This window comes from Streptomyces sp. GL_148 (assembly GCF_057834205.1).
This window is the reverse complement of sequence record NZ_CM174396.1, coordinates 1,598,090-1,619,428: the sequence shown is the minus strand read 5'-3', so window position 1 is coordinate 1,619,428 and position 21,339 is coordinate 1,598,090. Positions and strand designations below refer to the sequence as shown.

At 72.9% G+C, this 21,339-nt stretch carries 17 protein-coding genes, 6 tRNA genes and 1 pseudogene; 15 read left to right on the top strand and 9 right to left on the bottom strand.

Going from position 1 to position 21,339, the window contains the following annotated elements; genetic code table 11:
• Nucleotides 1-32 precede the first annotated feature (32 nt).
• From AC3IYI_RS07390 to AC3IYI_RS07365, 6 genes and pseudogenes are all read left to right on the top strand, one after another.
• On the top strand, nt 33-896 hold the full coding sequence (locus AC3IYI_RS07390) for a MetQ/NlpA family ABC transporter substrate-binding protein (RefSeq protein ID WP_489409425.1): 864 nt from the start codon (nt 33-35) through the stop codon (nt 894-896).
• A 236-nt stretch (nt 897-1,132) separates the two neighbouring features.
• Nucleotides 1,133-1,744 (top strand): annotated as a pseudogene (locus AC3IYI_RS07385) (GNAT family N-acetyltransferase); the annotation flags it as partial.
• Between the two features lie 268 nt (nt 1,745-2,012).
• A complete protein-coding gene (gene cbiE / locus AC3IYI_RS07380; protein ID WP_489409424.1) occupies nt 2,013-3,230 on the top strand; it encodes a precorrin-6y C5,15-methyltransferase (decarboxylating) subunit CbiE in 1,218 nt (405 codons plus the stop codon).
• 228 nt (nt 3,231-3,458) lie between these two features.
• On the top strand, nt 3,459-6,683 hold the full coding sequence (gene cobT / locus AC3IYI_RS07375; RefSeq protein ID WP_489409423.1) for a nicotinate-nucleotide--dimethylbenzimidazole phosphoribosyltransferase: 3,225 nt from the start codon (nt 3,459-3,461) through the stop codon (nt 6,681-6,683).
• Between the two features lie 549 nt (nt 6,684-7,232).
• Nucleotides 7,233-8,453 carry a uroporphyrinogen-III C-methyltransferase gene (cobA, locus tag AC3IYI_RS07370; RefSeq protein WP_489409422.1) on the top strand — a complete coding sequence of 407 codons (1,221 nt, stop codon included), beginning with the start codon at nt 7,233-7,235 and terminating at the stop codon, nt 8,451-8,453.
• Between the two features lie 67 nt (nt 8,454-8,520).
• The gene (locus tag AC3IYI_RS07365; protein ID WP_453393055.1) at nt 8,521-9,333 is read left to right on the top strand and encodes a TrmH family RNA methyltransferase; all 813 of its coding nucleotides are present in this window, start codon (nt 8,521-8,523) and stop codon (nt 9,331-9,333) included.
• Between the two features lie 24 nt (nt 9,334-9,357).
• Here the strand turns inward: AC3IYI_RS07365 and AC3IYI_RS07360 are convergent, their stop codons facing one another.
• Complete coding sequence (locus tag AC3IYI_RS07360; protein ID WP_489409421.1) at nt 9,358-10,605, bottom strand: serine/threonine-protein kinase; 1,248 nt, start codon at nt 10,603-10,605, stop codon at nt 9,358-9,360.
• Between the two features lie 860 nt (nt 10,606-11,465).
• Between AC3IYI_RS07360 and AC3IYI_RS07355 the strand changes: the two genes are divergently transcribed.
• The 3 genes from AC3IYI_RS07355 (at nt 11,466) to AC3IYI_RS07345 (ending at nt 13,729) form a co-directional block, all read left to right on the top strand.
• Entirely contained in the window at nt 11,466-11,651 is a 186-nt protein-coding gene (locus tag AC3IYI_RS07355) for a hypothetical protein (RefSeq protein WP_215034445.1), read from the top strand.
• A 462-nt stretch (nt 11,652-12,113) separates the two neighbouring features.
• Nucleotides 12,114-13,349, top strand: a complete 1,236-nt coding sequence (locus tag AC3IYI_RS07350) for a phosphotransferase family protein (RefSeq protein ID WP_489409420.1) — start codon at nt 12,114-12,116, stop codon at nt 13,347-13,349.
• A gap of 65 nt (nt 13,350-13,414) precedes the next feature.
• A complete protein-coding gene (locus tag AC3IYI_RS07345) occupies nt 13,415-13,729 on the top strand; it encodes a TFIIB-type zinc ribbon-containing protein (protein ID WP_489409419.1) in 315 nt (104 codons plus the stop codon).
• Between the two features lie 160 nt (nt 13,730-13,889).
• On the opposite strand, the gene AC3IYI_RS07340 is transcribed toward AC3IYI_RS07345, so the two are convergent.
• The 5 genes from AC3IYI_RS07340 to AC3IYI_RS07320 all read right to left on the bottom strand — a co-directional run bounded on the left by AC3IYI_RS07340 (nt 13,890) and on the right by AC3IYI_RS07320 (nt 14,374).
• Nucleotides 13,890-13,964 (bottom strand) — tRNA-Val (locus tag AC3IYI_RS07340).
• Nucleotides 13,965-14,018: 54 nt separating this feature from the next.
• Nucleotides 14,019-14,090 (bottom strand) — tRNA-Val (locus AC3IYI_RS07335).
• Between the two features lie 19 nt (nt 14,091-14,109).
• Nucleotides 14,110-14,181, bottom strand: a tRNA-Val gene (locus tag AC3IYI_RS07330).
• Nucleotide 14,182: 1 nt separating this feature from the next.
• Nucleotides 14,183-14,256 (bottom strand) — tRNA-Cys (locus tag AC3IYI_RS07325).
• A gap of 45 nt (nt 14,257-14,301) precedes the next feature.
• Nucleotides 14,302-14,374, bottom strand: a tRNA-Gly gene (locus AC3IYI_RS07320).
• Between the two features lie 180 nt (nt 14,375-14,554).
• On the opposite strand from AC3IYI_RS07320, the gene AC3IYI_RS07315 reads away from it, so the two are divergent.
• Genes AC3IYI_RS07315 through AC3IYI_RS07305 form a run of 3 tightly spaced genes read left to right on the top strand, consistent with a single transcriptional unit; the run spans nt 14,555 to nt 17,408 of the window.
• Nucleotides 14,555-15,703 carry a chorismate-binding protein gene (locus AC3IYI_RS07315; RefSeq protein WP_489409418.1) on the top strand — a complete coding sequence of 383 codons (1,149 nt, stop codon included), beginning with the start codon at nt 14,555-14,557 and terminating at the stop codon, nt 15,701-15,703.
• The gene (locus AC3IYI_RS07310) at nt 15,700-16,527 is read left to right on the top strand and encodes an aminotransferase class IV (RefSeq protein ID WP_489409417.1); all 828 of its coding nucleotides are present in this window, start codon (nt 15,700-15,702) and stop codon (nt 16,525-16,527) included. Before AC3IYI_RS07315 ends, AC3IYI_RS07310 begins: the two co-directional genes overlap by 4 nt.
• 56 nt (nt 16,528-16,583) lie before the next feature.
• Nucleotides 16,584-17,408 (top strand): GNAT family N-acetyltransferase, encoded by an 825-nt coding sequence (locus AC3IYI_RS07305; protein WP_489409416.1) that lies wholly within the window; start codon nt 16,584-16,586, stop codon nt 17,406-17,408.
• A 271-nt stretch (nt 17,409-17,679) separates the two neighbouring features.
• Here AC3IYI_RS07305 and AC3IYI_RS07300 read toward each other — a convergent pair whose 3' ends face one another.
• The gene (locus tag AC3IYI_RS07300; RefSeq protein WP_489409415.1) at nt 17,680-18,180 is read right to left on the bottom strand and encodes a DsbA family protein; all 501 of its coding nucleotides are present in this window, start codon (nt 18,178-18,180) and stop codon (nt 17,680-17,682) included.
• 200 nt (nt 18,181-18,380) lie between these two features.
• Here AC3IYI_RS07300 and AC3IYI_RS07295 point away from each other — a divergent pair, with 200 nt between their 5' ends.
• On the top strand, nt 18,381-18,842 hold the full coding sequence (locus AC3IYI_RS07295; RefSeq protein ID WP_489409414.1) for a hypothetical protein: 462 nt from the start codon (nt 18,381-18,383) through the stop codon (nt 18,840-18,842).
• 326 nt (nt 18,843-19,168) lie between these two features.
• Here AC3IYI_RS07295 and AC3IYI_RS07290 read toward each other — a convergent pair whose 3' ends face one another.
• A complete protein-coding gene (locus AC3IYI_RS07290; protein ID WP_489409413.1) occupies nt 19,169-19,795 on the bottom strand; it encodes a CGNR zinc finger domain-containing protein in 627 nt (208 codons plus the stop codon).
• 231 nt (nt 19,796-20,026) lie between these two features.
• Entirely contained in the window at nt 20,027-20,440 is a 414-nt protein-coding gene (locus AC3IYI_RS07285; RefSeq protein WP_030011909.1) for an SsgA family sporulation/cell division regulator, read from the bottom strand.
• Nucleotides 20,441-20,617: 177 nt separating this feature from the next.
• Between AC3IYI_RS07285 and AC3IYI_RS07280 the strand changes: the two genes are divergently transcribed.
• Together AC3IYI_RS07280 and AC3IYI_RS07275 are read left to right on the top strand one after the other, a co-directional pair.
• Entirely contained in the window at nt 20,618-21,103 is a 486-nt protein-coding gene (locus tag AC3IYI_RS07280) for a TIGR02611 family protein (protein WP_489409412.1), read from the top strand.
• Nucleotides 21,104-21,161: 58 nt separating this feature from the next.
• Nucleotides 21,162-21,233 (top strand) — tRNA-Val (locus AC3IYI_RS07275).
• Nucleotides 21,234-21,339 lie beyond the last annotated feature (106 nt).

Sequence of the window (21,339 nt, the reverse complement as noted above, 5' to 3'; positions counted from 1 at the left end):
TCACACAGCAAGACGCAAGAAAGGCACTCTTCGTGCGCAAGAACATCAAGCTCACCGCCCTCGCCGCCACCGTCTCGGCGCTCGCCCTCGGCCTCAGCGCCTGCGGCAGCTCCTCGGACCCGTCCTCCACCAAGGCCGACGGCGGCAAGACCGACGAGAGCAAGCCCCTGGTCGTCGCGGCGTCCCCGTCCCCGCACGCCGACATCCTGAATTTCGTGAAGGACAACCTCGCGGCCAAGGACGGCCTCAAGCTGGAGGTGAAGGAGTTCACGGACTACGTCCTGCCGAACACCGCCACCCAGCAGGGCCAGGTCGACGCCAACTACTTCCAGCACAAGCCGTACCTCGACGACTTCAACAAGAAGAACGGCACCGACCTCGTGCCCGTCGTGAACGTGCACCTGGAGCCCCTGGGCCTGTACTCCAAGAAGGTCAAGGCCCTCACCGACATCAAGGCCGGCCAGACCATCGCCGTCCCCAACGACCCCACCAACGAGGGCCGCGCGCTCCAGCTGCTCGCAGCGAACAACCTCATCACCCTCAAGGAGGGTGTCGGCACCGCCGCCAAGCTGTCCGACATCACCGACAAGAAGGGCCTGGAGTTCAAGGAGCTGGAGGCCGCCACGGTCCCGCGCGCCCTGAGCGACGTGGACGCCGCCGTCATCAACGGCAACTACGCCATCGAGGCCAAGCTCGTCCCGGCCAAGGACGCGCTCGTCCTGGAGAAGGCCGAGAGCAACCCGTACGCCAACATCCTCGTGGTCAAGAACGGCAACCAGGACGACCCGCGGGTCCAGAAGCTCGCCAAGCTCCTGAACTCCGACGAGGTCAAGAAGTTCATCGACGACAAGTACGAGGGCTCGGTCATCCCGGCCTTCGGCAAGCCCGCCGCCTAGATCCGGCCGGTGACACCCGGCCGGCCCGATCCGGCCCGCCCGCCCGGCCCCGTACACCCCACCGGTGTACGGGGCCGGGCGCTGCCCGCTTCCGGGCACCAGCCCGGCCCTGCACATCACCAGGCCGATGCTGCATGCTGTGGCCTACGACCCGCGGCTGCGGCCCGTAGACACGGACCCGCGCCACGGTCGCCTCGCACCACGGTCGCACCACGGTCTCAGGCTTGGAGCTGCGCATGACTACCACCTTCCCGGACGTCACCATCAGCACGGACCGGCTGGTGCTGCGCCCCTTCGAGGAAGAAGACGTCACCGCGCTCGCCGAGATGATGAACGACGAACACGTCACCGCCTGGACCTCCGTCCCGCACCCCTACACCTACGCCGACGCGGTCACCTGGGCCACGCGGACCGCCCACACGGAGCGCACCGAGGGCCGCGGCATCGTCTTCGCCGTCACCGAGTTCCTCACCCAGCGGCTCGTCGGCATCGTCCACCTGCAGGACACCGACTGGCGGACCCGCACCACCGAGGTCGGCTACGTCACCGCCCCCTGGGCCCGGGGCGAGGGCTACGCCAGCGAGTCCGTCCGCGCCGTGGCCCGCTGGCTCTTCACCGACCAGCGCTTCGAACGCCTCGAACTGCGCACCGCCGCCGACAACACCGCCTCCCAGCAAGTGGCCCAGAAGACCGGTTGCATCAGTGAAGGCGTCCTGCGCAACGCGTGCATAGTGCGCACCCAGAACCCCGACGGCTCCTGGGCCGACACCCGCAGCGACCTCATCGTCTGGGGCCTGGTCCCCGAGGACCTCGACGAGGACGCCGACGGATATTCCGGCTACTCCGACGACTACAGCGACGGCTACGGGGACGGATACTCCGACGGCTACTCCGTGGGCTACGCGGACCCCCGCGACGAAGCGCAGGGCAGCTACCGACTCCTGCCCTCCAACGCCAACGCCCACGCGAACGACGCGAACGGCTACCCCGTCTTCTCGGACCGGAACTGACCTGACGACCGGGTAGTCTCACCAGGCCCGCCCCCTCGACGAAGCTTCGCCCTGCCCCCGGCCACCGCCGGGAAGGGCCCCCTCCCACACCAGGAGACTGACGACGATGGCCGACCGGGTCACGGTGATCGGCTGGGACGGCTCCCCCCTGACCGCGGCAGCCCGGTCCGCGCTCTCCGCCGCCACTCTGGTGGCCGGCGCCGCCCACCACCTCGCACTCCCCGAAGTCCCGCCCACCGCCGAACGCGTGCGCCTGGGCAGCCTGCCCCTCGCCGCCCGCCGGATCGCCGGCCACCGCGGCACCGCCGTCGTCCTCGCCGACGGGGACCCCGGCTTCTTCGGCGTCGTACGGGCCCTGCGCGCCCCGGAGCACGGCCTGGAGGTGGAGGTCGTACCGGCCGTCTCCGCCGTCGCCGCCGCCTTCGCCCGCGCCGGGATGCCCTGGGACGACGCCCAGGTCGTCGTCGCCCACCGCCGCACCCTGCGCCGGGCCGTCAACGTCTGCCGCGCCCACTCCAAGGTCGCCGTCATCACCTCGCCCGGCGCCGGACCCGCCGAACTCGCCCTGCTGCTCGAAGGCGTCCACCGCACCTTCGTCATCTGCGAGGAACTCGGCACCGACAAGGAACAGGTCACCGTCCTCACCTCCGACAAGGCCGCCGACCACAGCTGGCGCGACCCCAATGTGGTCATCGTCATCGGCGGCACCGGACCCGTAGCGGCCGCCGCCGAACCGGCCTGGCTGCTCGGCCGCAGCACGGCCCCGGCCGCCGGACGGGGCTGGGCCCGCCCTCAGATCGACGTGGGAGAAGGGGAGTCCACGCAGCTGCGCGCGGCGCAGCTCGCCCGGCTCGGCCCGCGCACCGGGGACCTCGTCTGGGACATCGGCTCCGGCTCCGGAGCCCTCGCCGTTGACGCCGCCGCGCTCGGCGCCGCCGTCATCGCCGTCGACGCCGACCGGCACGCTTGCGAACGCACAACAGCCGCCGCCCGCGCCCGGGGTGTGCAGCTCCAGGTCGTGACCGGCCGCGCCCCGCACGTCCTGGAAACCCTGCCCGAACCCGACGTCGTCCGCGTCGGCGGCGGCGGGGCCGCGGTGGTCGCCGCCGTCGCCGACCGGCGCCCCGAACGGATCGTCAGCCACGCCTCCACGCGCGACGAGGCGGAGGCCATCGGCCGGGTCCTGACCGAGGGCGGGTACGCCGTCGAGTGCGCGCTGCTCCAGTCCGTCGGCCTGGACACCCGTACCTGGACCGAACAACAGCGCTCCGTGGTGTTCCTGCTGGCCGCCGAACGCCCCGTTAACCGCCCGGACCGTACCTAGCCACGAGCCCGGGGTAGGCTGGCCGATCGTCGCACCGCCCGGACGATTCGGGCACGCGGCTCCGGCTGGACGCGCGACGTGGCGCAGTCCACAGAGGACCGTGCCGGTTATGGCCGACACGGTGGCGAACGGGCAGGACAATACTTACTGGTTGTCGTGCGGGCGTACGTGAGGCCTCGTGGGCGACCGGGCAGTCGAAGAGGCAACACCGATGGGCGAGGGGTACGCATGACTGACACCGGCCAGGTTCCGGGCGAGGGTCTCCCGGACAGCACGGGCATGGTGGATCAGCAGGGCGTCCCCGCCCCGGTTCCCCTGTCCTCCCCGGCGACCGGGAGCTACGCCTTCCAGGACCTCGTGGACAACCCGGCCGAGCCGGAGGACGAGGAACTGCTGCTGATGCCGAGCAGCCAGGGCGCGTGGAGCGACCCCCAGGTCGTCCCGCCGGTGCCCGCCTTCCCCGACTTCCCCGAGCCCTCCGCGTACGCGGACGCCCCGTACGCCGATTTCGGCGGGGCCCCCCAGTACCAGCAGCCCCACCCGGTCCAGCTTCCGGTCCCCGGGGCGCCGCTCGGCTACGAGCCCGCCGGTTACCCGCAGCAGTCCTTCGACGGGCAGCCGTTCGACGGGCAGCCCTTCGCGGAGCAGCCGTCCTTCGCCGACGCTTCCTACGCCGACGCCTCTTACGGCGCCGGTGTGCACGAGGCCGGCGGCCGGGATTCCGGCGCGCTGGACCTCGGCGGCCTGGTGGCCCCGCAGTCCATGTCCCAGCCCCAGCCCCCGATGGCCCCCGTCGCGGCGGTCCCGGTGCGGCGGCCGCTGCACATGGGCCCGGCCGTGCCCGAGGCCACCGGCGGAGTCGTACGCTCCCTCGCGGACCGCGGCCCGGCCGCGGCGCCGGCGCCCGCCGCCACCCCCGTGCAGGCCCAAGCCCCGCTGACGCCGGCCGCGCCCGTTCCCGTACCGGTCGTCTCCGTACCGGTCGCCTCCGCGCCTTCCGCCTCCGAGCCCGTGGCCCCGGATCTGAGCACCCCGGCGGTGCCCGTCCCGGTGCGCCAGTCCGGGCCGCCGACCACGGGGCCCGAGTACCTGGACTTCACGGAGGCCGAGGCCGAGCACGTGCCGGGCCCGGTGCAGCAGCCGGTCGAGATCCCGGTCCAGGCGGGAACGCCGTGGACTGTGGAGCCGGCTTCGGAAGCCTCGGCGGAACCCGTCGTGGAGGCCGTGGCCGAGCCTGTCGCGGAGCCGGTCGCCGAGCCCGTCGCGGACCCCGTCGTCTTCGCCCAGCCCGAGCCGGTCCTCGTGGCCGAGCCGGAGTCCGTGCCCGCGGCGGAGCCGGTGCCGGTCGCCGTCGCCGTCGCCGAGCCGGTCTTCGTGGAGCCCGTCGCCGAGCCCGTCGTCTTCGTGGAGCCCGAGGCCGCCGTCGTACCGGCGCCCGAGCCCGTCGCGGTTCCCGAGGCCGAGGCTGTCGTTGTCGCCGCCGTCGAGGCGGAGGCCGAGCCGGTCGTGGAGCCCGAGCCGCAGCCCGCGGAAACGCTGGTTCAGGCCGAGGAGCCGCAGCCCCTGCCCGAGCCCGCCGCCGTCGTGGTCCCCGAGCCCGAGCCGGTCGCCGTCGCGCACGCCGACGTACCGCTGGAGGCCGGACCGGCCCCCGAGGCCGGAACCGAGCCGCAGCCCGAGCCGGAAGCAGTGCCGGAAGCCGAGCCCGAGCTCCCCGTCACCGAGGCGGCCCCCGGATACGCCGACGCCGAGCGCGAGGCCGTCCTGCGCGTCATGCGCGAGCGCCGTGACATCCGCAAGGGCTTCCGCCGCGACCCCATCCCGCACGAGGTGCTGCTGCGCGTCCTGGAGGCGGCCCACACCGCGCCCAGCGTCGGCCACTCCCAGCCGTGGGACTTCGTCGTCATCAAGTCCGCCGAGACCCGCCGGACGATGCACGAGCTCGCCGAGCGCCAGCGCGAGGCCTATGCGAAGTCGCTGCCCAAGGGCCGGGCCAAGCAGTTCAAGGAACTCAAGATCGAGGCCATCCTCGACACCCCGGTGAACATCGTGGTCACCGCCGACCCGACCCGGGGCGGACGCCACACCCTGGGCCGGCACACCCAGCCGCAGATGGCCCCGTACTCCTCGGCCCTCGCCGTGGAGAACCTCTGGCTCGCGGCGCGTGCCGAAGGCCTCGGGGTCGGCTGGGTCAGCTTCTTCGACGAGCGCGAGATGGTCCGTGCGCTCGGTCTTCCGGAGCACCTGGAGGTCGTCGCGTACCTGTGCGTCGGGTACGTGGACGAGTTCCCCGCCGAGCCCGAGCTCGCGCAGGCCGGCTGGTCGCAGCGCCGCCCGCTGGCATGGGTCGTGCACGAGGAGACGTACGGGCGGCGCGCGCTGCCCGGCGAGGAGCCGCACGACCTGCTCTCCGAGACGGTCGCCAGCATCCGCCCGCTCGACGCGAAGGCACTCGGCGAGGCCTGGGAGCGGCAGAAGCGCATGACCAAGCCCGCCGGGGCCCTGGGCATGCTCGAAATCATCTCGGCCCAGCTGTCCGGCCTCTCGCGGGTCTGCCCGCCGCCGATCCCGGAGCCCGCCGCGGTGGCGATCTTCGCGGGTGACCACGGCGTGCACGCCCAGGGGGTCACCCCGTGGCCCCAGGAGGTCACCATGCAGATGGTGGCCAACTTCCTGGGCGGCGGCGCGGTGTGCAACGCGTTCGCCAACCAGGTGGGCGCCGAGGTCTGCGTGATCGACGTGGGTGTCGCCGGCGACCTCCCGGCCACGCCCGGCCTGCTGCCGCGCAAGGTCCGCCCGGGTACGGCCGACCTGTCGGTCGGCCCGGCGATGACCCGCGAGGAGGCTGTCGCGGCCATCGAGGTGGGCATCGAGACGGCCCGCGACCTGGTCGCGGCGGGGAACAAGGCTCTCCTCACGGGAGAGATGGGCATCGCGAACACCACGGTGTCGGCGGCGCTGATCTCGGTCTTCACCGGGGTGGACCCGGGCGAGGTCACCGGGCGGGGTACGGGCATCAACGACGAGACGCACGCCCGCAAGGTCGAGGTCGTGCGCCGCGCGCTGGAGCTCCACCAGCCCGACCCGGCGGACCCGATCGGCGTCCTGGCGGCCATCGGCGGCCTGGAGCACGCGGCGATCGTGGGGCTCCTCCTCGGCGGAGCCTCCCTGCGCACCCCGGTGATCCTGGACGGCGTCAGCGCCGGCGCGGCCGCGCTGGTGGCCCGTGCGATCGCCCCGGAGTCGCTGTCGGCGTGCATTGCCGGACACCGCAGCGCGGAGCCGGGCCACGTGGCCGCCCTGAACAAGCTCGGGCTGCGCCCGCTGGTCGACCTGGACCTGCGCCTCGGCGAGGGCACCGGCGCGCTGCTGGCGCTGCCGCTGGTGCAGAGTGCTGCGCGGGCGATGCACGAGGTGGCTACGTTCGACTCGGCGGGTGTCACGGAGAAGTAGCCCGCTCGCTGCGGGGGCCGGTGCCGGGGACGGGGTGGGGTGTCGTCCGGGACTCATGATTTATGGCGCCCTGTGCACGCTGCGTCCCTGATGGGCTTCTCTCGCGCCAACAAATCACGTTTTACGTCCCGGACGACACCCCACCCCGTCCCCGTCCCCGGCGGGCCAAATCCAGCCCCTCCGGCGTTTGAGGAGCGGGGGTCCGGGGGCGGAGCCCCCGAACGGGTCCGGGGCGGAGCCCCGGTTTCGGGAAGGGGCGGGGTGGGGAAAGCCCCGCAGGGCCCGGATTGGGCCGCGTCGGCCCGCAGCCTCGCAGTCACCCCCGGGCGGAGCCCGCCGGGTGATCATGGGGCGGGAGCCCCGTGGCCTGGGGCGGAGCCAGGGGTGGGTCGGGTAACCGCCCGGCCAGGGCAATGGCCCCCGAGGCGACCACCGCGCAGGTGGGTCGTATCGTGGACCCCGGACGGGCCACCGCACGTCACCGCCCGATCAGCCGCTCCAGCGACGCAGCGGCCCGCCGTCACCGCCGCATCAGGAGCCGCAACCGCCATGGGACACCCGGCACACCCCGCCTACCCCGTCGGACTCCGCCTCACGGGCCGCCGCGTCGTCGTGATCGGCGGTGGCCAGGTCGCCCAGCGCCGGCTGCCCTCGCTCATCGCGGCCGGCGCAGACATCGTCCTGATCTCGCCCTCCGCGACCCCCTCCGTGGACGCCATGGCGGAGGCCGGCGAGATCCGCTGGGAGCGCCGCCGCTACGAGGACGGCGACCTGGCCGGCGCCTGGTACGCACTGGTCGCCACCCGGGACCGCGCCGCCAATGACACCGCCTCCGCCGAAGCCGAGCGCGAGCGGATCTGGTGCGTCCGCGCCGACGACGCCGAGGCCGCGAGCGCCTGGACCCCGGCCACCGGCCGGGTGGAGGGCGTCACCGTCGCCGTACTGAGCGGCAACGACCCCCGCCGCTCCGCGGCCGTCCGCGACGCGGTCGTCGAGGGGCTGCGGGACGGCTCCCTGACCGCCGCCCGCCCGCACACTCCCGGCGTGTCCCTCGTCGGCGGCGGTCCCGGCGACCCGGACCTGATCACGGTCCGCGGCCGCCGCCTGCTCGCCGAGGCCGACGTGGTCATCGCCGACCGGCTGGGCCCCCGCGACCTCCTCGACGAGCTCCCGCCGCACGTCGAGGTCATCGACGCCGCGAAGATCCCGTACGGCCGTTTCATGGCCCAGGAGGCCATCAACGACGCCCTCATCACGCACGCCAAGGCCGGCAAGGCCGTGGTCCGGCTCAAGGGCGGGGACCCGTACGTCTTCGGCCGCGGCATGGAGGAGCTCCAGGCCCTCGCCGAGGCGGGCATCCCCTGCACGGTCGTGCCCGGCATCTCCAGCTCCATCTCGGTGCCCGGCGCGGCCGGCATCCCGGTCACCCACCGGGGCGTGGCCCACGAGTTCACCGTGGTCAGCGGCCACGTCGGCCCCGACGACCCGCGTTCGCTGGTGGACTGGGCCTCGCTGGCCAAGCTCACCGGCACCCTGGTCATCCTGATGGGCGTCGACAAGATCGGTCTGATCGCCGAGGCGCTGGTCCGTCACGGCCGCCCCGCCGACACCGCCGTCGCCGTCATCCAGGAGGGCACGACCGCCTCCCAGCGCCGGGTGGACGCCACCCTGGCCACGGTCGGGGAGACCGTCAAGGCCCAGGAGGTCAGGCCGCCCGCCGTCATCGTGATCGGCGACGTGGTGAAGGTCCACCGGCCCGTGGCCGAGTGACACCCCCGCAATCCCGCAACCCGGCAGAGCCGTTGGCACCGCACCCAGGACAAGGCAGTATCACCCTGTGGCTGATCTCATCACCGTCGAGGACCCCGACGACCCGCGCCTGCGCGACTACACGGGCCTGACCGACGTAGAACTCCGGCGCAGGCGCGAGCCCGCGGAAGGTCTCTTCATCGCCGAAGGCGAGAAGGTGATCAGACGCGCCAAGGACGCCGGGTACGAGATGCGCTCGATGCTGCTCTCCGCCAAGTGGGTCGACGTCATGCGCGACGTCATCGACGAGCTCCCGGCCCCGGTCTACGCCGTCAGCCCGGAGCTCGCCGAGCGCGTCACCGGCTACCACGTGCACCGCGGCGCCCTCGCCTCCATGCAGCGCAAGCCGCTGCCCACGGCCGAGGAACTGCTCGCCACCACCCGGCGCGTGGTCATCATGGAAGCGGTGAACGACCACACCAACATCGGCGCCATCTTCCGCAGCGCTGCCGCCCTCGGCATGGACGCGGTACTGCTCTCGCCCGACTGCGCGGACCCGCTGTACCGGCGCTCCGTCAAGGTCTCCATGGGCGCTGTGTTCTCCGTCCCGTACGCCCGGCTGGAGGCCTGGCCCAAGAGCCTGGACTCGGTGCGCGAGGCGGGCTTCAAGCTGCTCGCCCTCACCCCGCACCAGAAGGCCTCGCCGATCGACGTGGCCGCCCCGCAGACGCTGGAGCGGGTCGCGCTGATGCTGGGCGCGGAGGGGGACGGGCTGTCGACGCAGGCACTGGTCGCGGCCGACGAGTGGGTACGGATCCCGATGGCGCACGGCGTGGACTCGCTGAACGTGGGCGCGGCCGCGGCCGTCGCCTTCTACGCGGTGGCCAGCGGCCGCCCGTAGCCCGTAGGCCCGTGGGCCCAGAGGCTAGAGCTTCTGGGCCAGCGCGATGCCCAGCGCCACGAGCAACGTCACCACGACGAAGACGATCAGGCGCTGGCGCATCAGCTTGGGGTCCGGCCGTGACGGCCGCCGCCCCGTGCCCGTCGTACGGGGAGCCGGACGGCCGCCCGTACGCCCGGCGGTGGAGCCGGGGCCCCGCGAGCCGGTGCCCCGGGCCGAGGAGGGCCGCGAGTCCGGCCCGCCGCGCGGTCCCTGACCCTTGACCGGTGCCTTCCCCTGACCCGCTCCGGTTCCCGTACCCGGACGTCCCGGAAGGGGAGTGCCGGCGCTACGGCGCTCCGTGCGCTGCTCGGCGTACCCCGCTGTGTCCTCGGCGTAGCCCTCGGGTAGCCGGCCCGTCGGCCGCTCGGTCCGCGCGCGTTGCGCCGGCGGGCGGCTGTCGCCCATCCCGTGCGCCTCGCGGGCCGCGATCTCCTTGAGCCGCATCGACAGCTGGAGCGTGCTGGGGCGCTCCTCGGGATCCTTCGCCAGGCAGGCCCGTACGAGGGGCGCGAGCGCGTCCGGAACACCCTGGAGGTGGGGCTCCTCGTGCACCACGCGGTAGAGCATGACCTCGGAACTGCCGTGCCCGAAGGGCGAGTCGGCCGTGGCCGCGTAGGCGAGGGTGGCGCCCAGCGAGAAGACGTCGGTGGCGGGGGTGACGGCGGCTCCGCGCACCTGCTCGGGTGCCAGGAAGCCGGGGGAGCCGACGGCCGTTCCCACGTGGGTGAGGGTGCTGGCGCCGGTGGCCCAGGCGATGCCGAAGTCGATGATGCGCGGGCCCTTGGGCGACAGCAGGATGTTCGAGGGCTTGAGGTCGCGGTGGACCACCCCGGCCTCGTGTACGGCGACCAGTCCCTCGGAGAGCGCGGCGCCGATGGCGGCGATGGCCGCGGCCGTCAGGGGGCCTTCCTCGGCCACCTTGTCGTGGAGGGAGGGGCCGGGCACGTACTGCGTGGCGAACCAGGGGCGCTCCGCCTCCAGGTCCGCGGCGACCAGGCGCGCGGTGCACCCGCCGCGGATCCGCCGGGCGGCGGAGACCTCGCGGGCGAAGCGCGAGCGGAACTCCTGGTCCTCGGCCAGGTCCGGCCGGATCACCTTGAGCGCGACGCGCTGTCCGCGCCGGTCGGAGCCCAGATAGACGACGCCCATGCCGCCGGCGCCGAGGCGCCGGTGCAGCCTGAACGAGCCGACGACACGCGGGTCCTCGCGCCGGAGCCGCATCATCGCCATGTCCACCCCGCTGACCGGTCGTCCTGTTGACGTGGCACAGCTTACGGACCATCCGGCATGCGCGCTCAGAGGCCGCGCCCTCGCCGGGGGATTCGATTGTCAGTGCGGGGCAGTCCACTTGGGGAATCACCGGACCACCGCTAGGACGCATGTACGGGGATGGGCGGTTCGGTCAAGCCGGGCCAGGGCCAAGGGAATTGGGGTCAAGGGCGGGAAATCGGGGTAGAGACGCCCCCCGTGGGGGCCGGGTCGGTTCGGTTGATCTTGGGATGACCTGGTCGGCGGCAGGGCGTGTGTGGGCAGTGACAGGAGTGAGCGAAGTCACCGGGAACCACCGGGGCCGGTCGCCCCTCAGCCCGGGAGGAGGCTGACTCCTGCGAAGCAGGAGGTCTACCAGCGCCTTTGTCCCGAGGTCCAAACACTGCTGGGTAAGGTCCGTGTCGTGCGTTGCGAGAACCAAGCGCGTGCAAGGTGCCGAGCGAGAACCAAGCCGGCATGGCAGGGTCTGACAACTTCATACATCCGGGCTGGTTTCAACCCGGCTGGTGTTGATCGTGGAAGCCTTGGTCGCTTGCTGAGCGTCCGAGCGGCGTGAGCCAGGAATCCCCTTGCTTCGGCTTGGGGAGGATTCAATACGCTCCGGTGGTCCCCTCCGGGAAGACCCTCAGAACGGAGGGGCAGGTCTCCACCCAGGGGAGTACACGGGAGGTGGACTCGTCATCCTCCTGGAGGCCAGGCAATGGGTACGAAGGCATGAGGCCAGGAGCCCTTCCCGCGCCTAGTGTTGAAGACAAGCGGCGGGTGGATCACTCGTCCCCCGAGGTCACAACCCGCCGCTGCCAAACGACAGGGAGAGGACCATGGCGGACATCGCACGGCAGGGACGCAAGGCATTCGCGTTCAACAGCCATGAGTCCGGCCGTCGCCACCCACTGGTGGCCGCGGCCATGGTGCTCCCCCTGGCCGCCCTCCTGCTCTTCCTCTTCGGAGGCTTCGACCAGGTGGCGGCGCAGGCGTCGTCCGTAAGCGTGATGCTGGGGCGCTGAGCGGCGCCCCGGGCCCAGGAGAGCGGCCTGGGCCGGGACTGTCACCGGCCGAACCCCGTGGGGACGGGGGAGCGGTCGACGGACGGCAGGTGAAGGGTGCTGCGCGTACGGCTGGGGAGCCGGACGCGCAGCACCCTTTTTCACGCCCGCACGCACCCCTTTTTCACGCACCCCTCGCACCGCTCAGCGCCGGCGCGCTTCCCGGGCTTCGGGCTGCTGCGCCGGACTCCGCCCGGCGGTGGCCGGGCGGCGGTGGTGCCCCTGTCGTCCGGCCTGCGGGACCGGTGGGTGGGTGCGGCTGGTCCGGCTTGCGGGGGAAACCTTCCGTCGCGGGACGGCGCGGGCCCGGCCCGACCCGAGGCGCACCCCAAGTGGTCCCTGTGCTGCGTACCCTCGTCCCGAGGAGCACCCGCCCGGGGTGCGGAGCACGGGGAGAGCCGAGGCGTGGTTCCGCTGGAGCGAGTGAGCGCGGCCGAGCTCGCCGCCTATGCGGGCGCGGCGGAGTACGTACTCCTCGCGGACCGCGACGACGGCACCGTGGTCCGCTGCGGGGACGTCGTGGCCAAGGCGCACGCGGGCGACAGCGATCCCGACGCCCTGGCGGTACGGATCCGCGTGGCCGGGGACCCGGCCCTGGCCGGGGTACTGCTGCCCCCGCTGCGCACCGGGCTCGGCCTGGTCGGATCCCGGCCCGTCTCCCTGTGGCCCTACGGTGCTCCGGTCGCTCCGGACCGCCCCGAGGAGGCCCCCTGGGAGCCGGCCGCCGAGCTCCTGGCCGCCCTCCACCGGACCCCGCTCCACCACCTCCCGTACCCGCTCCCGCCGATGCGCGGCCCGGCGAAACTCGCCCGCGCCCTCCACCGCCTCGACGCGGCGCACCCGCCCGCGGCCCCGGTCGCCGCGGGGCGCGCCGTGCCGGGACGCCCCGCGCCTGCGGGCACGGAAGCCGACGACCCGAGCGGCGCGCTGCTCGGGTGCCTGGCCGGGGAACACTCCGCCGGCCAGGGCCATGGCCAGGGCCATGGCCAGGGCCATGGCCAGGGCCATGGCCACGACTGCGGCTCCGGGGGCAGGCCGACCCGGGCCGGGGCGGTCGCCACCCTCCCCGCCGAGCCGCCCTCCGGCCGAGCGGGCCGCGCCCGCCGCGCCGTTCTGTCCATCCCCGCCGGGCAGGCGGCCCCGGCCGGACCGGCGGGCTCGGACGCCGACGCCGCGGAGTTGGCACGGCTCGTACGGGCCGCCGCGGCCACGCTCCCCGGGTGGGTCCGGGGGGAGGGGCCGGCGCCGTCCGGCGGGGCGCTCTGCCACGGCGACCTGCACCTCGGGCAGCTGGTCCGGAGCCCGGCCGGGGGCTGGCGGCTGATCGACGTGGACGACCTGGGGCTCGGCGCGCCCGCGTGGGACCTCGCCCGGCCCGCGGCCTGGTACGCCGCCGGGCTGCTGGACACGGAGACCTGGCTGCGCTTCCTCGACGCCTACCGCGCCGCGGGCGGCCCCGCGGCCGGTCCGCCCGGCAGCGATCCCTGGCCGGAACTCGACCTCGCCGCCCGGGCGCTCACCGTGCAGACGGCCGCGCTGGCCCTCGCCAAGGCGGCCCGCGAGCGGCGCCGACTCGACGACGTGGAGCGGCTGATGGTGGAAGCCTGTGCCCGAATTGCCTCCCTCCCGCCCGACTTGGAGCCGAAGGCTCCGTCGTAGGGTGAGCCTCACGCCGCCGGGTACGCATCCGGTGTCGAAGCGAACGGCGAGGAGTTGATCCGGTCATGCAGTGTCCGAAGTGTCACGCGATCATGCACACCTACAACCGCAACGGTGTCCAGATAGAGCAGTGCAGCGGCTGCCGCGGCATCTTCCTCGACTACGGCGAGCTGGAGGCGCTGACCCGCCTGGAGGGTCAGTACACCGCGCAGTACGGCCAGGTCCCGCCCCCGGCCGCGCCGCCGGCCCCGGCCCCTGCCGCGTACCCGCAGCAGCACGCCGCCCCCGCGCCCGCCTGGGGCGCCCCGCAGCACGGCGGCTACGGCCACGGCCACGGCCACCGCAAGGGCGGCTTCGGCCGGATGCTCTTCTCCTCCTGAGCCGGAGGGAGGTGGGGTGGGGGACCGGCGCCGACCGGCACCCACCCTCCCTCCCGCCCGGGGTCCAAGGCCCCACGGAGGACCGCACGCGCGAAACACGTGGAACACGGGAAACACGCGAAAGCCCCGGCCGTATGAACGGCCGGGGCTTTCGGATAACTGGTGCGCGATACTGGGATTGAACCAGTGACCTCTTCCGTGTCAGGGAAGCGCTCTCCCGCTGAGCTAATCGCGCGGGACCACGTTCACGGTGCGAACACCGCAGGTGGCGAGTGTGAAGCATACTGCGTGCGCGATACTGGGATTGAACCAGTGACCTCTTCCGTGTCAGGGAAGCGCTCTCCCGCTGAGCTAATCGCGCGGGGATCCTTGCGGACCAGTGGACGATACTGGGATTGAACCAGTGACCTCTTCCGTGTCAGGGAAGCGCTCTCCCGCTGAGCTAATCGTCCTTGGAGGTGGAGACGGGATTTGAACCCGTGTAGACGGCTTTGCAGGCCGTTGCCTCGCCTCTCGGCCACTCCACCATGGAGCAAGCAGGGGGTCCTCGGGAAGATGATCCCCCACCTTTGAGCGGACGACGAGACTCGAACTCGCGACATCCACCTTGGCAAGGTGGTGCTCTACCAACTGAGCTACGTCCGCAGGTCGCCGTGTTCGCTCCGGGGTTTTTCCCCTTCGCTCCCTGGCGACGTGTTGAACTCTAGCGGATTCCCGGGCCAGCTCAAAAACGCGTTTCCGCAGCGTGCTGCCGCCCGATCACCGCCGGTCACCCGGCGGACGCCTCACCGGCGCCCGGGCGTCACCGGTCATAGACTCGCAGCCGTGCACGACCTGCCTCCCCTCGCCCGCTTCGGCGGCCTCCTCGCAACCGACCTCCGAGATGTCACCAGTGATCCCGCCGCCCTGGACTCCACCGGCTTCTGGGCGGTGACGGCCGATTTCGAAGGCCGTCTCGTCTGCGCGCGCTTCGGGGACATACGCCCCGACCCGGTGCCGGCACCCGTCCCCGGAGCATGGCGCGGCCCCGACGCCGACGCGTGGACCTCCTCCCTCGACCGCGCCGCGTACACCGCGGGCGTACGCCGCATCCGCGAGCACATCGAGGCGGGCGAGGTCTATCAGGCCAACCTCTGCCGCGTGATGTCCGCGCTGCTTCCCGATCCGGCGGGCGCCGATGTGGACGCCCTGACCGCGCGGCTCGCGCGCGGCAACCCGGCCCCGTATGCAGGAACGATTCGGCTGCCGGCCCACGGCGTCGAGATCGCCACCGCGTCCCCCGAGCTCTACCTGCGCCGCAGCGGCCGCCACGTCGAGTCCGGCCCGATCAAGGGCACCGGCCGCACCGCCGCCGATCTGCTGCCCAAGGACCACGCCGAGAACGTGATGATCGTGGACCTCGTACGCAACGACCTCGGCCGGGTCTGCGCCACGGGCTCCGTGACCGTCCCCGAACTGTGCGCGCTCGAAGAGCACCCGGGCCTCGTCCACCTCGTGTCCACCGTCGCCGGGGACCTCGCCGACGGCGCCGGCTGGCCCGAGCTGTTCGCCGCCACCTTCCCGCCCGGCTCCGTCACCGGAGCCCCCAAGTCCTCGGCCCTGCGGATCATCGAGGCCCTGGAGACCGCCCCGCGCGGCCCCTACTGCGGGGGCATCGGCTGGGTCGACGCCGACCGGGGCACGGCCGAGCTCGCCGTCGGCATCCGGACCTTCTGGATCGACCGCACGGCCCCCGGCGGCCCCCGGCTGCTCTTCGGAACCGGCGCCGGGATCACCTGGGGCTCCGACCCCGACCGCGAGTGGGCGGAGACCGAGCTGAAGGCCGCCCGACTGCTGCGGGTAGCGTCGGGGGCGATCGAAGCGAACGCGACCGGCGCGAGCGGGGCGATCAGCCCAGTCGGCCCGGTCAGCCCGGTCAGCCCGACCGGCGCGGTCGATACACAGACGGACGAAAGCGGGAGGACCGTACGGTGAGGATCTGGCTCGACGGAGCACTGCGGGACGCGGACGAAGCGAAGGTGTCCGTGTTCGACCACGGCCTCACCGTCGGCGACGGGGTCTTCGAGACGCTCAAGGCGGAGCGCGGGACGACCTTCGCACTCACCCGGCACCTGGAGCGGCTGACCCGCTCGGCCCGCGGCCTCGGCCTGCCGGACCCCGACCTGGACGAGGTGCGCCGCGCCTGCGCCGCCGTACTGGAGGCCAACCCGCTGCCGCTCGGCCGGCTGCGCGTCACCTACACCGGGGGCGTGTCCCCGCTCGGCTCCGACCGCGGCGAGGCCGGCCCGACGCTGATCGTCGCCCTCGCCGGGGCCACCCGCCGCCCCGACACCACCGCCGTGGTCACCGTGCCGTGGGTGCGCAACGAGCGGTCCGCCGTGGCGGGGCTGAAGACCACCTCGTACGCCGAGAACGTGGTCGCGCTCGCCGCCGCCCACCGGGCGGACGCCTCCGAGGCCCTCTTCGCCAACACCGTCGGGCGGCTCTGCGAGGGCACCGGCTCCAATGTGTTCGTCGTCCTCGACGGGCAGCTGCACACCCCGCCCGTGGCCTCCGGCTGCCTCGCGGGCATCACCCGCGCCCTCGTCGCCGAGTGGTGCGGGGCCAAGGAGACCGACCTGCCCTTCGAAGCGCTGGAACAGGCGGAAGAGGTCTTCCTGACCTCCTCCCTGCGCGACGTCCAGGCCGTCGTACGGATCGACGGGCGCGACCTGGGCTCCGCCCCCGGCCCCGTCACGGCCGAGGCCATGCGGATCTTCGACGCCCGCTCCGCCGAGGACACCGACCCGCGCTCCTGACCGGGACCGGACAAATCTGCTGTGCTTCGGGCCGCAGGGCGGGTAGAACTCGACTGATGACCACCACCCTGCGGCCGAGCGGGCCGCTTCAGCAGAGCACCGGCGGGGCGCGCTCGCGCCCGTACGAGATCCGCGTCAACAGCAGGCGCGTCGGCGCCCTGCTGCTCGCCGCCGACACCCCCTTCGGGCCGACGGTCGCCGAGATCCGCGAACTCGCCGTCGAGGAGCCCGACCGGCGGCGCGGCCGCGCCACGGTCGCCGCGCTCGCCGCCGAGGAAGTGCTGCGCGGCTGGGGCTGCCGGCGGGTCCGCGTCTCGGTCCCGGCCGGATCGGCGGGCGGCCTGCGCCTGGCCGCCGCCCTCGGGTACGCCGAGTACAGCCGCAACATGGCCAAGGACATCCCCGCCGAGCCGCCCGCCCTGTCCGAGGGGGTGGCCGGCCGCCCGATGACCGGGACCGAGTTCGAGACCTGGCTCGCCGCGGCGCTGGAGGGCTACGCGCAGAGCTGGATCAGCCGCGGCATGCCGGAGGCGGCCGCACGCGCGAAATCGGTGGCCGACCACGAATCCCAGCTGCCCGGGGGGCTGGCCACCCCGGGCGTCAGCTTCGGCGTCCTGGAGGCGGCCGGCGTCTCCGTCGGCACGGTGTGGGTCGCCCCGAGCGGCGAGGACGCGTACGTCTACGACGTCGCGGTCGCCGAGGAGCACCGCGGCCGCGGCTACGGCCGGGACCTGATGCTCCTCGCGGAACGCACCGCCCTCGCGGCCGGCCACCAGGTGCTCGCGCTGCACGTCTTCACCGACAACGTCCCGGCCCTGCGGCTCTACGAGTCCCTCGGCTACCGGACGACCGACTTCAACTACGCCAAGGATTTGATCTAAGACTTGATCCGTTGTTCCCGCAGGGATGACGGATTGCAGCCGGGGCGGTTCCTGGGCTGTCCGGCGTGGTCGCCCGGGGGCGGCTCATCCGGGGTCGCTCAGGGCGCTGGTCCGGCATTCGGGGAGCAGAGGCACAGCGCAGACGTTGTGCTGCCGCGTGATCCGGACCGGAAAACCGGGGACAGACACGATGCGGTTGACTCCCACAGGGCGTCTTCTCGCCCTATCCCTTACGGGACTTGGGCATCGTAGCGGAATTACGGTACGCCTCTCAGGCTTCCGCGGCGAGCAGCCGGTCGGCGATCTCCTCGATGCGCTCGCGCAGGCCCTCCTGGCTCTTTCCGCCGTCGAGGCGCTGTCCGTCGATCACGTACGTCGGGGTGCCGGTCACGCCGATCGCCTTGCCCTCGGCCTGGTCGGCGTCCACGATCAGGATGTGCCGGCCGTCGATCAGGGCGGTGTCGAACTCCTCGGCGTCCAGGCCCAGTTCACGCGCGACCTCGATGAGTACCGGTTCGCCGGCCTTGCCGAGTTCCGCGGTGCGGGCCAGGACGGCCTCCACGTAGGGCCAGCCCTGCCCCTGCTCGGCGGCCTCCTCGGCGGCCTGCGCGGCGGCGAAGGAGTGCTTGTGCTTCTCCAGCGGGAAGTGGCGCAGCCGGATGTCCAGCCGGTCGCCGTAGCGGGCCCGCAGGGCGCGCACGTCGTCCAGAGCGCTGTGGCAGTCCGGGCACTGAAGTTCGCACCAGACGTCGAGGATCACGGAATCGGTCATACGGACAGTCTCCCAGCCCGCGGGGAGGAGCACGGACCGGGACCTCGGGAGGAGACCGGACCCGGAGATGTCCCGGAGATCCGCCCGCGGGGGGCTCGGGCCGTGGCCAGGGCGAGGGTCGCCGGTGCAGGATGGATGGGGACAGAACGCCCGGCCCGCCGGCCGGGTCCGACCGACCGATCCGCCCCTGGAGGCCCCGCATGCTCGCCGAGACCATTTGCTCCGCGGTGTCCGCGGCGGGCCTGGGCATCGCCGCGCTGACCGCCTACCGCAAGCGATTCCTCGCGGCCACGCGGATCGCGGCGTACTCGCTGGTGCCCGTCGGCCTGGTGATGACGGGCGTCGTGGCCTGGGCGACCGGAATCGTCTTCAAGCCGACCGTCTGGGCCGGGTTCGCCGTGCTGGGACTGGCCTGGCTGCTCTTCACGACCACCCGCGCGATAGAGCGGCGCGCAGGGGGTGCGGGAGAGGGGGAAGGGACGGGGAAGCAGAAGAAGGCGAAGGCCGCCAAGGGCCGCCCGGCCCGGGAGGCCGTCGCCCCGGCCGCCTCCGCGCCCTCGCTGGGTGACGGTGCCCGCCCGCGGCCGACTCCGGCCGCCGCCCCGGCCCCCGCCGAGGACTTCTCCGACATCGAGGCGATCCTCAAGAAGCACGGCATCTGACCGCGCGGTCGCCGGGACGCCGCCGCCGGGACTCCGGCCGCCGGGACAGCGGCCTGTGGCACCGGTCGTAGCGGGACCGGCCGCCGTGGCGTCGGCCGCCCCGGCGATCCGGGACGGGAACCACCTGATCTGACGGGATCCGGTGAACTCGCGCGTTCCGTCTGGCGTGTTGAGCGGCGCGCGCGGGTCCGCTGGGCCATCATCGGCCCGACATGCTCGACACATCACCGGGTGAGCCGGCCGTTCCCGCGCCGGCCACCGTCCCCGTCGCCGAGGAGCCGAGAGGCTGCCTCTTCGCGCTCTCCCAGCCGCCCCTGATGATCTTCCTAGGTGTGATCGGGGGCTTGCTGCTGCTCGCCGCCCTGCACGATCTCTTCCTGCTCTGAGCCCGGCTCCGTGCCCAGCTCCGATTTGCGCCGGGCCCGGTACGCCGCCACGTGCAGCCGGTTCCCGCAGGTACGGCTGTCGCAGTAGCGCCGGGAGCGGTTGCGGGACAGGTCGACGAAGGCCCGCCGGCAGTCCGGGGCCTCGCACCGGCGCAGCCGTTCCTGCTCGCCCGAGACCACGATGAAGGCCAGCGCCATGCCGCCGTCGGCCGCCAGGTGGTCGCCCACCGAGGCGCCCGGGGCGAAGTAGTGCACGTGCCAGTCATAGCCGTCGTGGTTGGTCAGCTGCGGGGTGGTGCCGGCCGTCGCGACCAGGTCGTTGATCAGCACGGAGGCGATGCGGGAGTTCGGCGCCGCGAAGACCTGGGCGAATTTGCCGCGCACCGTGCGCACGCCGGCGAGGTCGCGGGCGCTGAGCTCGCCGACGTCGCTGATCGCGTACTCGTGGACGAAGGCGCGCAGTGCGTTCACGTCCGCCAGTGCGTCGGGCTGCTGCGTCTCGGCCGAGGTGTTCACCAGCGCGACGACGACGTCGAGCGCGCGACGGGTGTCGTGGGGGATCTGCACGGGGTCTCCCTGGAGGGCCGGGCCTGCGGTGACGGTCTGCTGCCGCCGCCGCTGGCCGACTCTAGCGGGTCGCCCCCCAAGCGCACCGGCGCCGTCCGCGCGGGTGGCTTCCGCGTGAACAGCGCCGGCACTTCCGTATGTGGTTGTCCGCCGTGCACCGTCGCCCCGAGTCGGACGGTGTCGTACGGCCCCCGGACTCAGCCGGGGGAGGGTTCCCTCTGTAGGCCTGGCTCAGGATTCGGCCAGGATGTGGGAGAGCTCCTTGTCGAGGTCGAAGTGCCGGTGTTCGGTTCCTGGTGGAACCGCGGCGTCCGTCCGCTTGAGGAACGACTCCAGTGCTCGGGCGGGTGCTTCGAGCAGCGCTTCTCCCTCCGGTGAGCTCAGGGCGATGCAGACGACTCCCTGACCGTGACTGCGGGACGGCCAGACACGGACGTCGCCGGTACCGGTGGGCCGGTGAAGACCCTCGGCGAGGAGGTCGCGGGCGAATACCCATTCGACCGTCTCCTCGGCGCCGGTGTGGAAGGTGGCGTGCACGGCGTAGGGATCGGCCGTGTCATACCGCAGGCCCGCGGGAACAGGCAGTGAGGACTCGCTCGACACAACGAGGCGCAGGTGCAGCTCGCAGCTGACCGTGGTGTTCATAAGCGCCAGGGCCTTTCGCTCAGTGTGCGCTCGGGGATTCGCACGTCGGCGAAATCGACATGCCACCTACGGTGCCGTTGTAAACCCCTCTGACCGTTTTGCGGACCTCTGGGTCCCTCGGACGGCGGATCCAAACGACCATTCACGTGTGCTGGGACCTCCGGTAGATTCGACCTCATGAACACGGGGAGTGACCGCGAGACCAACGAGTCCGCATCCGAGTCCGCAGCCGAATCCACCACCGGGGCGGCGTCCGAATCCGCGACGGGGCCCAACGCCGCCGAGGAGGCGCCGCACGTCTCCAAGGCACCGGCCTTCATCAAGGCCCGCCGGAGCCTGCACCTGAGCTGGCAGGTCGGCGTCTTCGTCGTCGGCCTCGCCGTCATCGGCGCAGGCGTCGCCATGCTGGTCCTGCCCGGGCCGGGCTGGGTGGCGATCTTCGCGGGCCTCGCGATCTGGGCCACGGAATTCGCCTGGGCCCACTTCGCCCTGCGCTGGACCAAGCGCAAGGTCAGCGAAGCCGCCCAGAAGGCCCTGGACCCGAAGGTCCGCCGCCGCAACATCACCCTGACCAGCGTCGGGCTCGTGATCGCGGGCGTCCTGATCGGCTTCTACCTGTGGAAGTACGGGCTCGTGCTGCCCTGGAACCGCGAGGTGGAGTGAGCCCGCCCGACCATGGCGGAGAGCACCGCTGACATGCGGTAATGTTTGCGGTGCGTCCGGGCGATTAGCTCAGTGGGAGAGCACTTCGTTCACACCGAAGGGGTCACTGGTTCGAACCCAGTATCGCCCACCCGGACCAGAGGCCCGGAGACTTTCAGTCTCCGGGCCTCTGGCGTTTCCCGGCTTTTTTCACCTGTCCGGCCCCCGGCCCCCGGCTCCGGCTCCGGCTCCGGCCC

Bases quoted from the DNA above. Each gene is read 5' to 3' on its own strand.
- AC3IYI_RS07305 (WP_489409416.1), top strand. From the start codon at position 16,584: ATGACCACCACCCTGCGGCCGAGCGGGCCGCTTCAGCAGAGCACCGGC.
- cbiE (WP_489409424.1), top strand. From the start codon at position 2,013: ATGGCCGACCGGGTCACGGTGATCGGCTGGGACGGCTCCCCCCTGACC.
- AC3IYI_RS07285 (WP_030011909.1), bottom strand. From the start codon at position 20,440: ATGAACACCACGGTCAGCTGCGAGCTGCACCTGCGCCTCGTTGTGTCG.
- AC3IYI_RS07300 (WP_489409415.1), bottom strand. From the start codon at position 18,180: ATGACCGATTCCGTGATCCTCGACGTCTGGTGCGAACTTCAGTGCCCG.
- AC3IYI_RS07280 (WP_489409412.1), top strand. From the start codon at position 20,618: ATGAACACGGGGAGTGACCGCGAGACCAACGAGTCCGCATCCGAGTCC.
- cobA (WP_489409422.1), top strand. From the start codon at position 7,233: ATGGGACACCCGGCACACCCCGCCTACCCCGTCGGACTCCGCCTCACG.
- AC3IYI_RS07295 (WP_489409414.1), top strand. From the start codon at position 18,381: ATGCTCGCCGAGACCATTTGCTCCGCGGTGTCCGCGGCGGGCCTGGGC.
- cobT (WP_489409423.1), top strand. From the start codon at position 3,459: ATGACTGACACCGGCCAGGTTCCGGGCGAGGGTCTCCCGGACAGCACG.
- AC3IYI_RS07355 (WP_215034445.1), top strand. From the start codon at position 11,466: ATGGCGGACATCGCACGGCAGGGACGCAAGGCATTCGCGTTCAACAGC.
- AC3IYI_RS07345 (WP_489409419.1), top strand. From the start codon at position 13,415: ATGCAGTGTCCGAAGTGTCACGCGATCATGCACACCTACAACCGCAAC.
- AC3IYI_RS07360 (WP_489409421.1), bottom strand. From the start codon at position 10,605: ATGGCGATGATGCGGCTCCGGCGCGAGGACCCGCGTGTCGTCGGCTCG.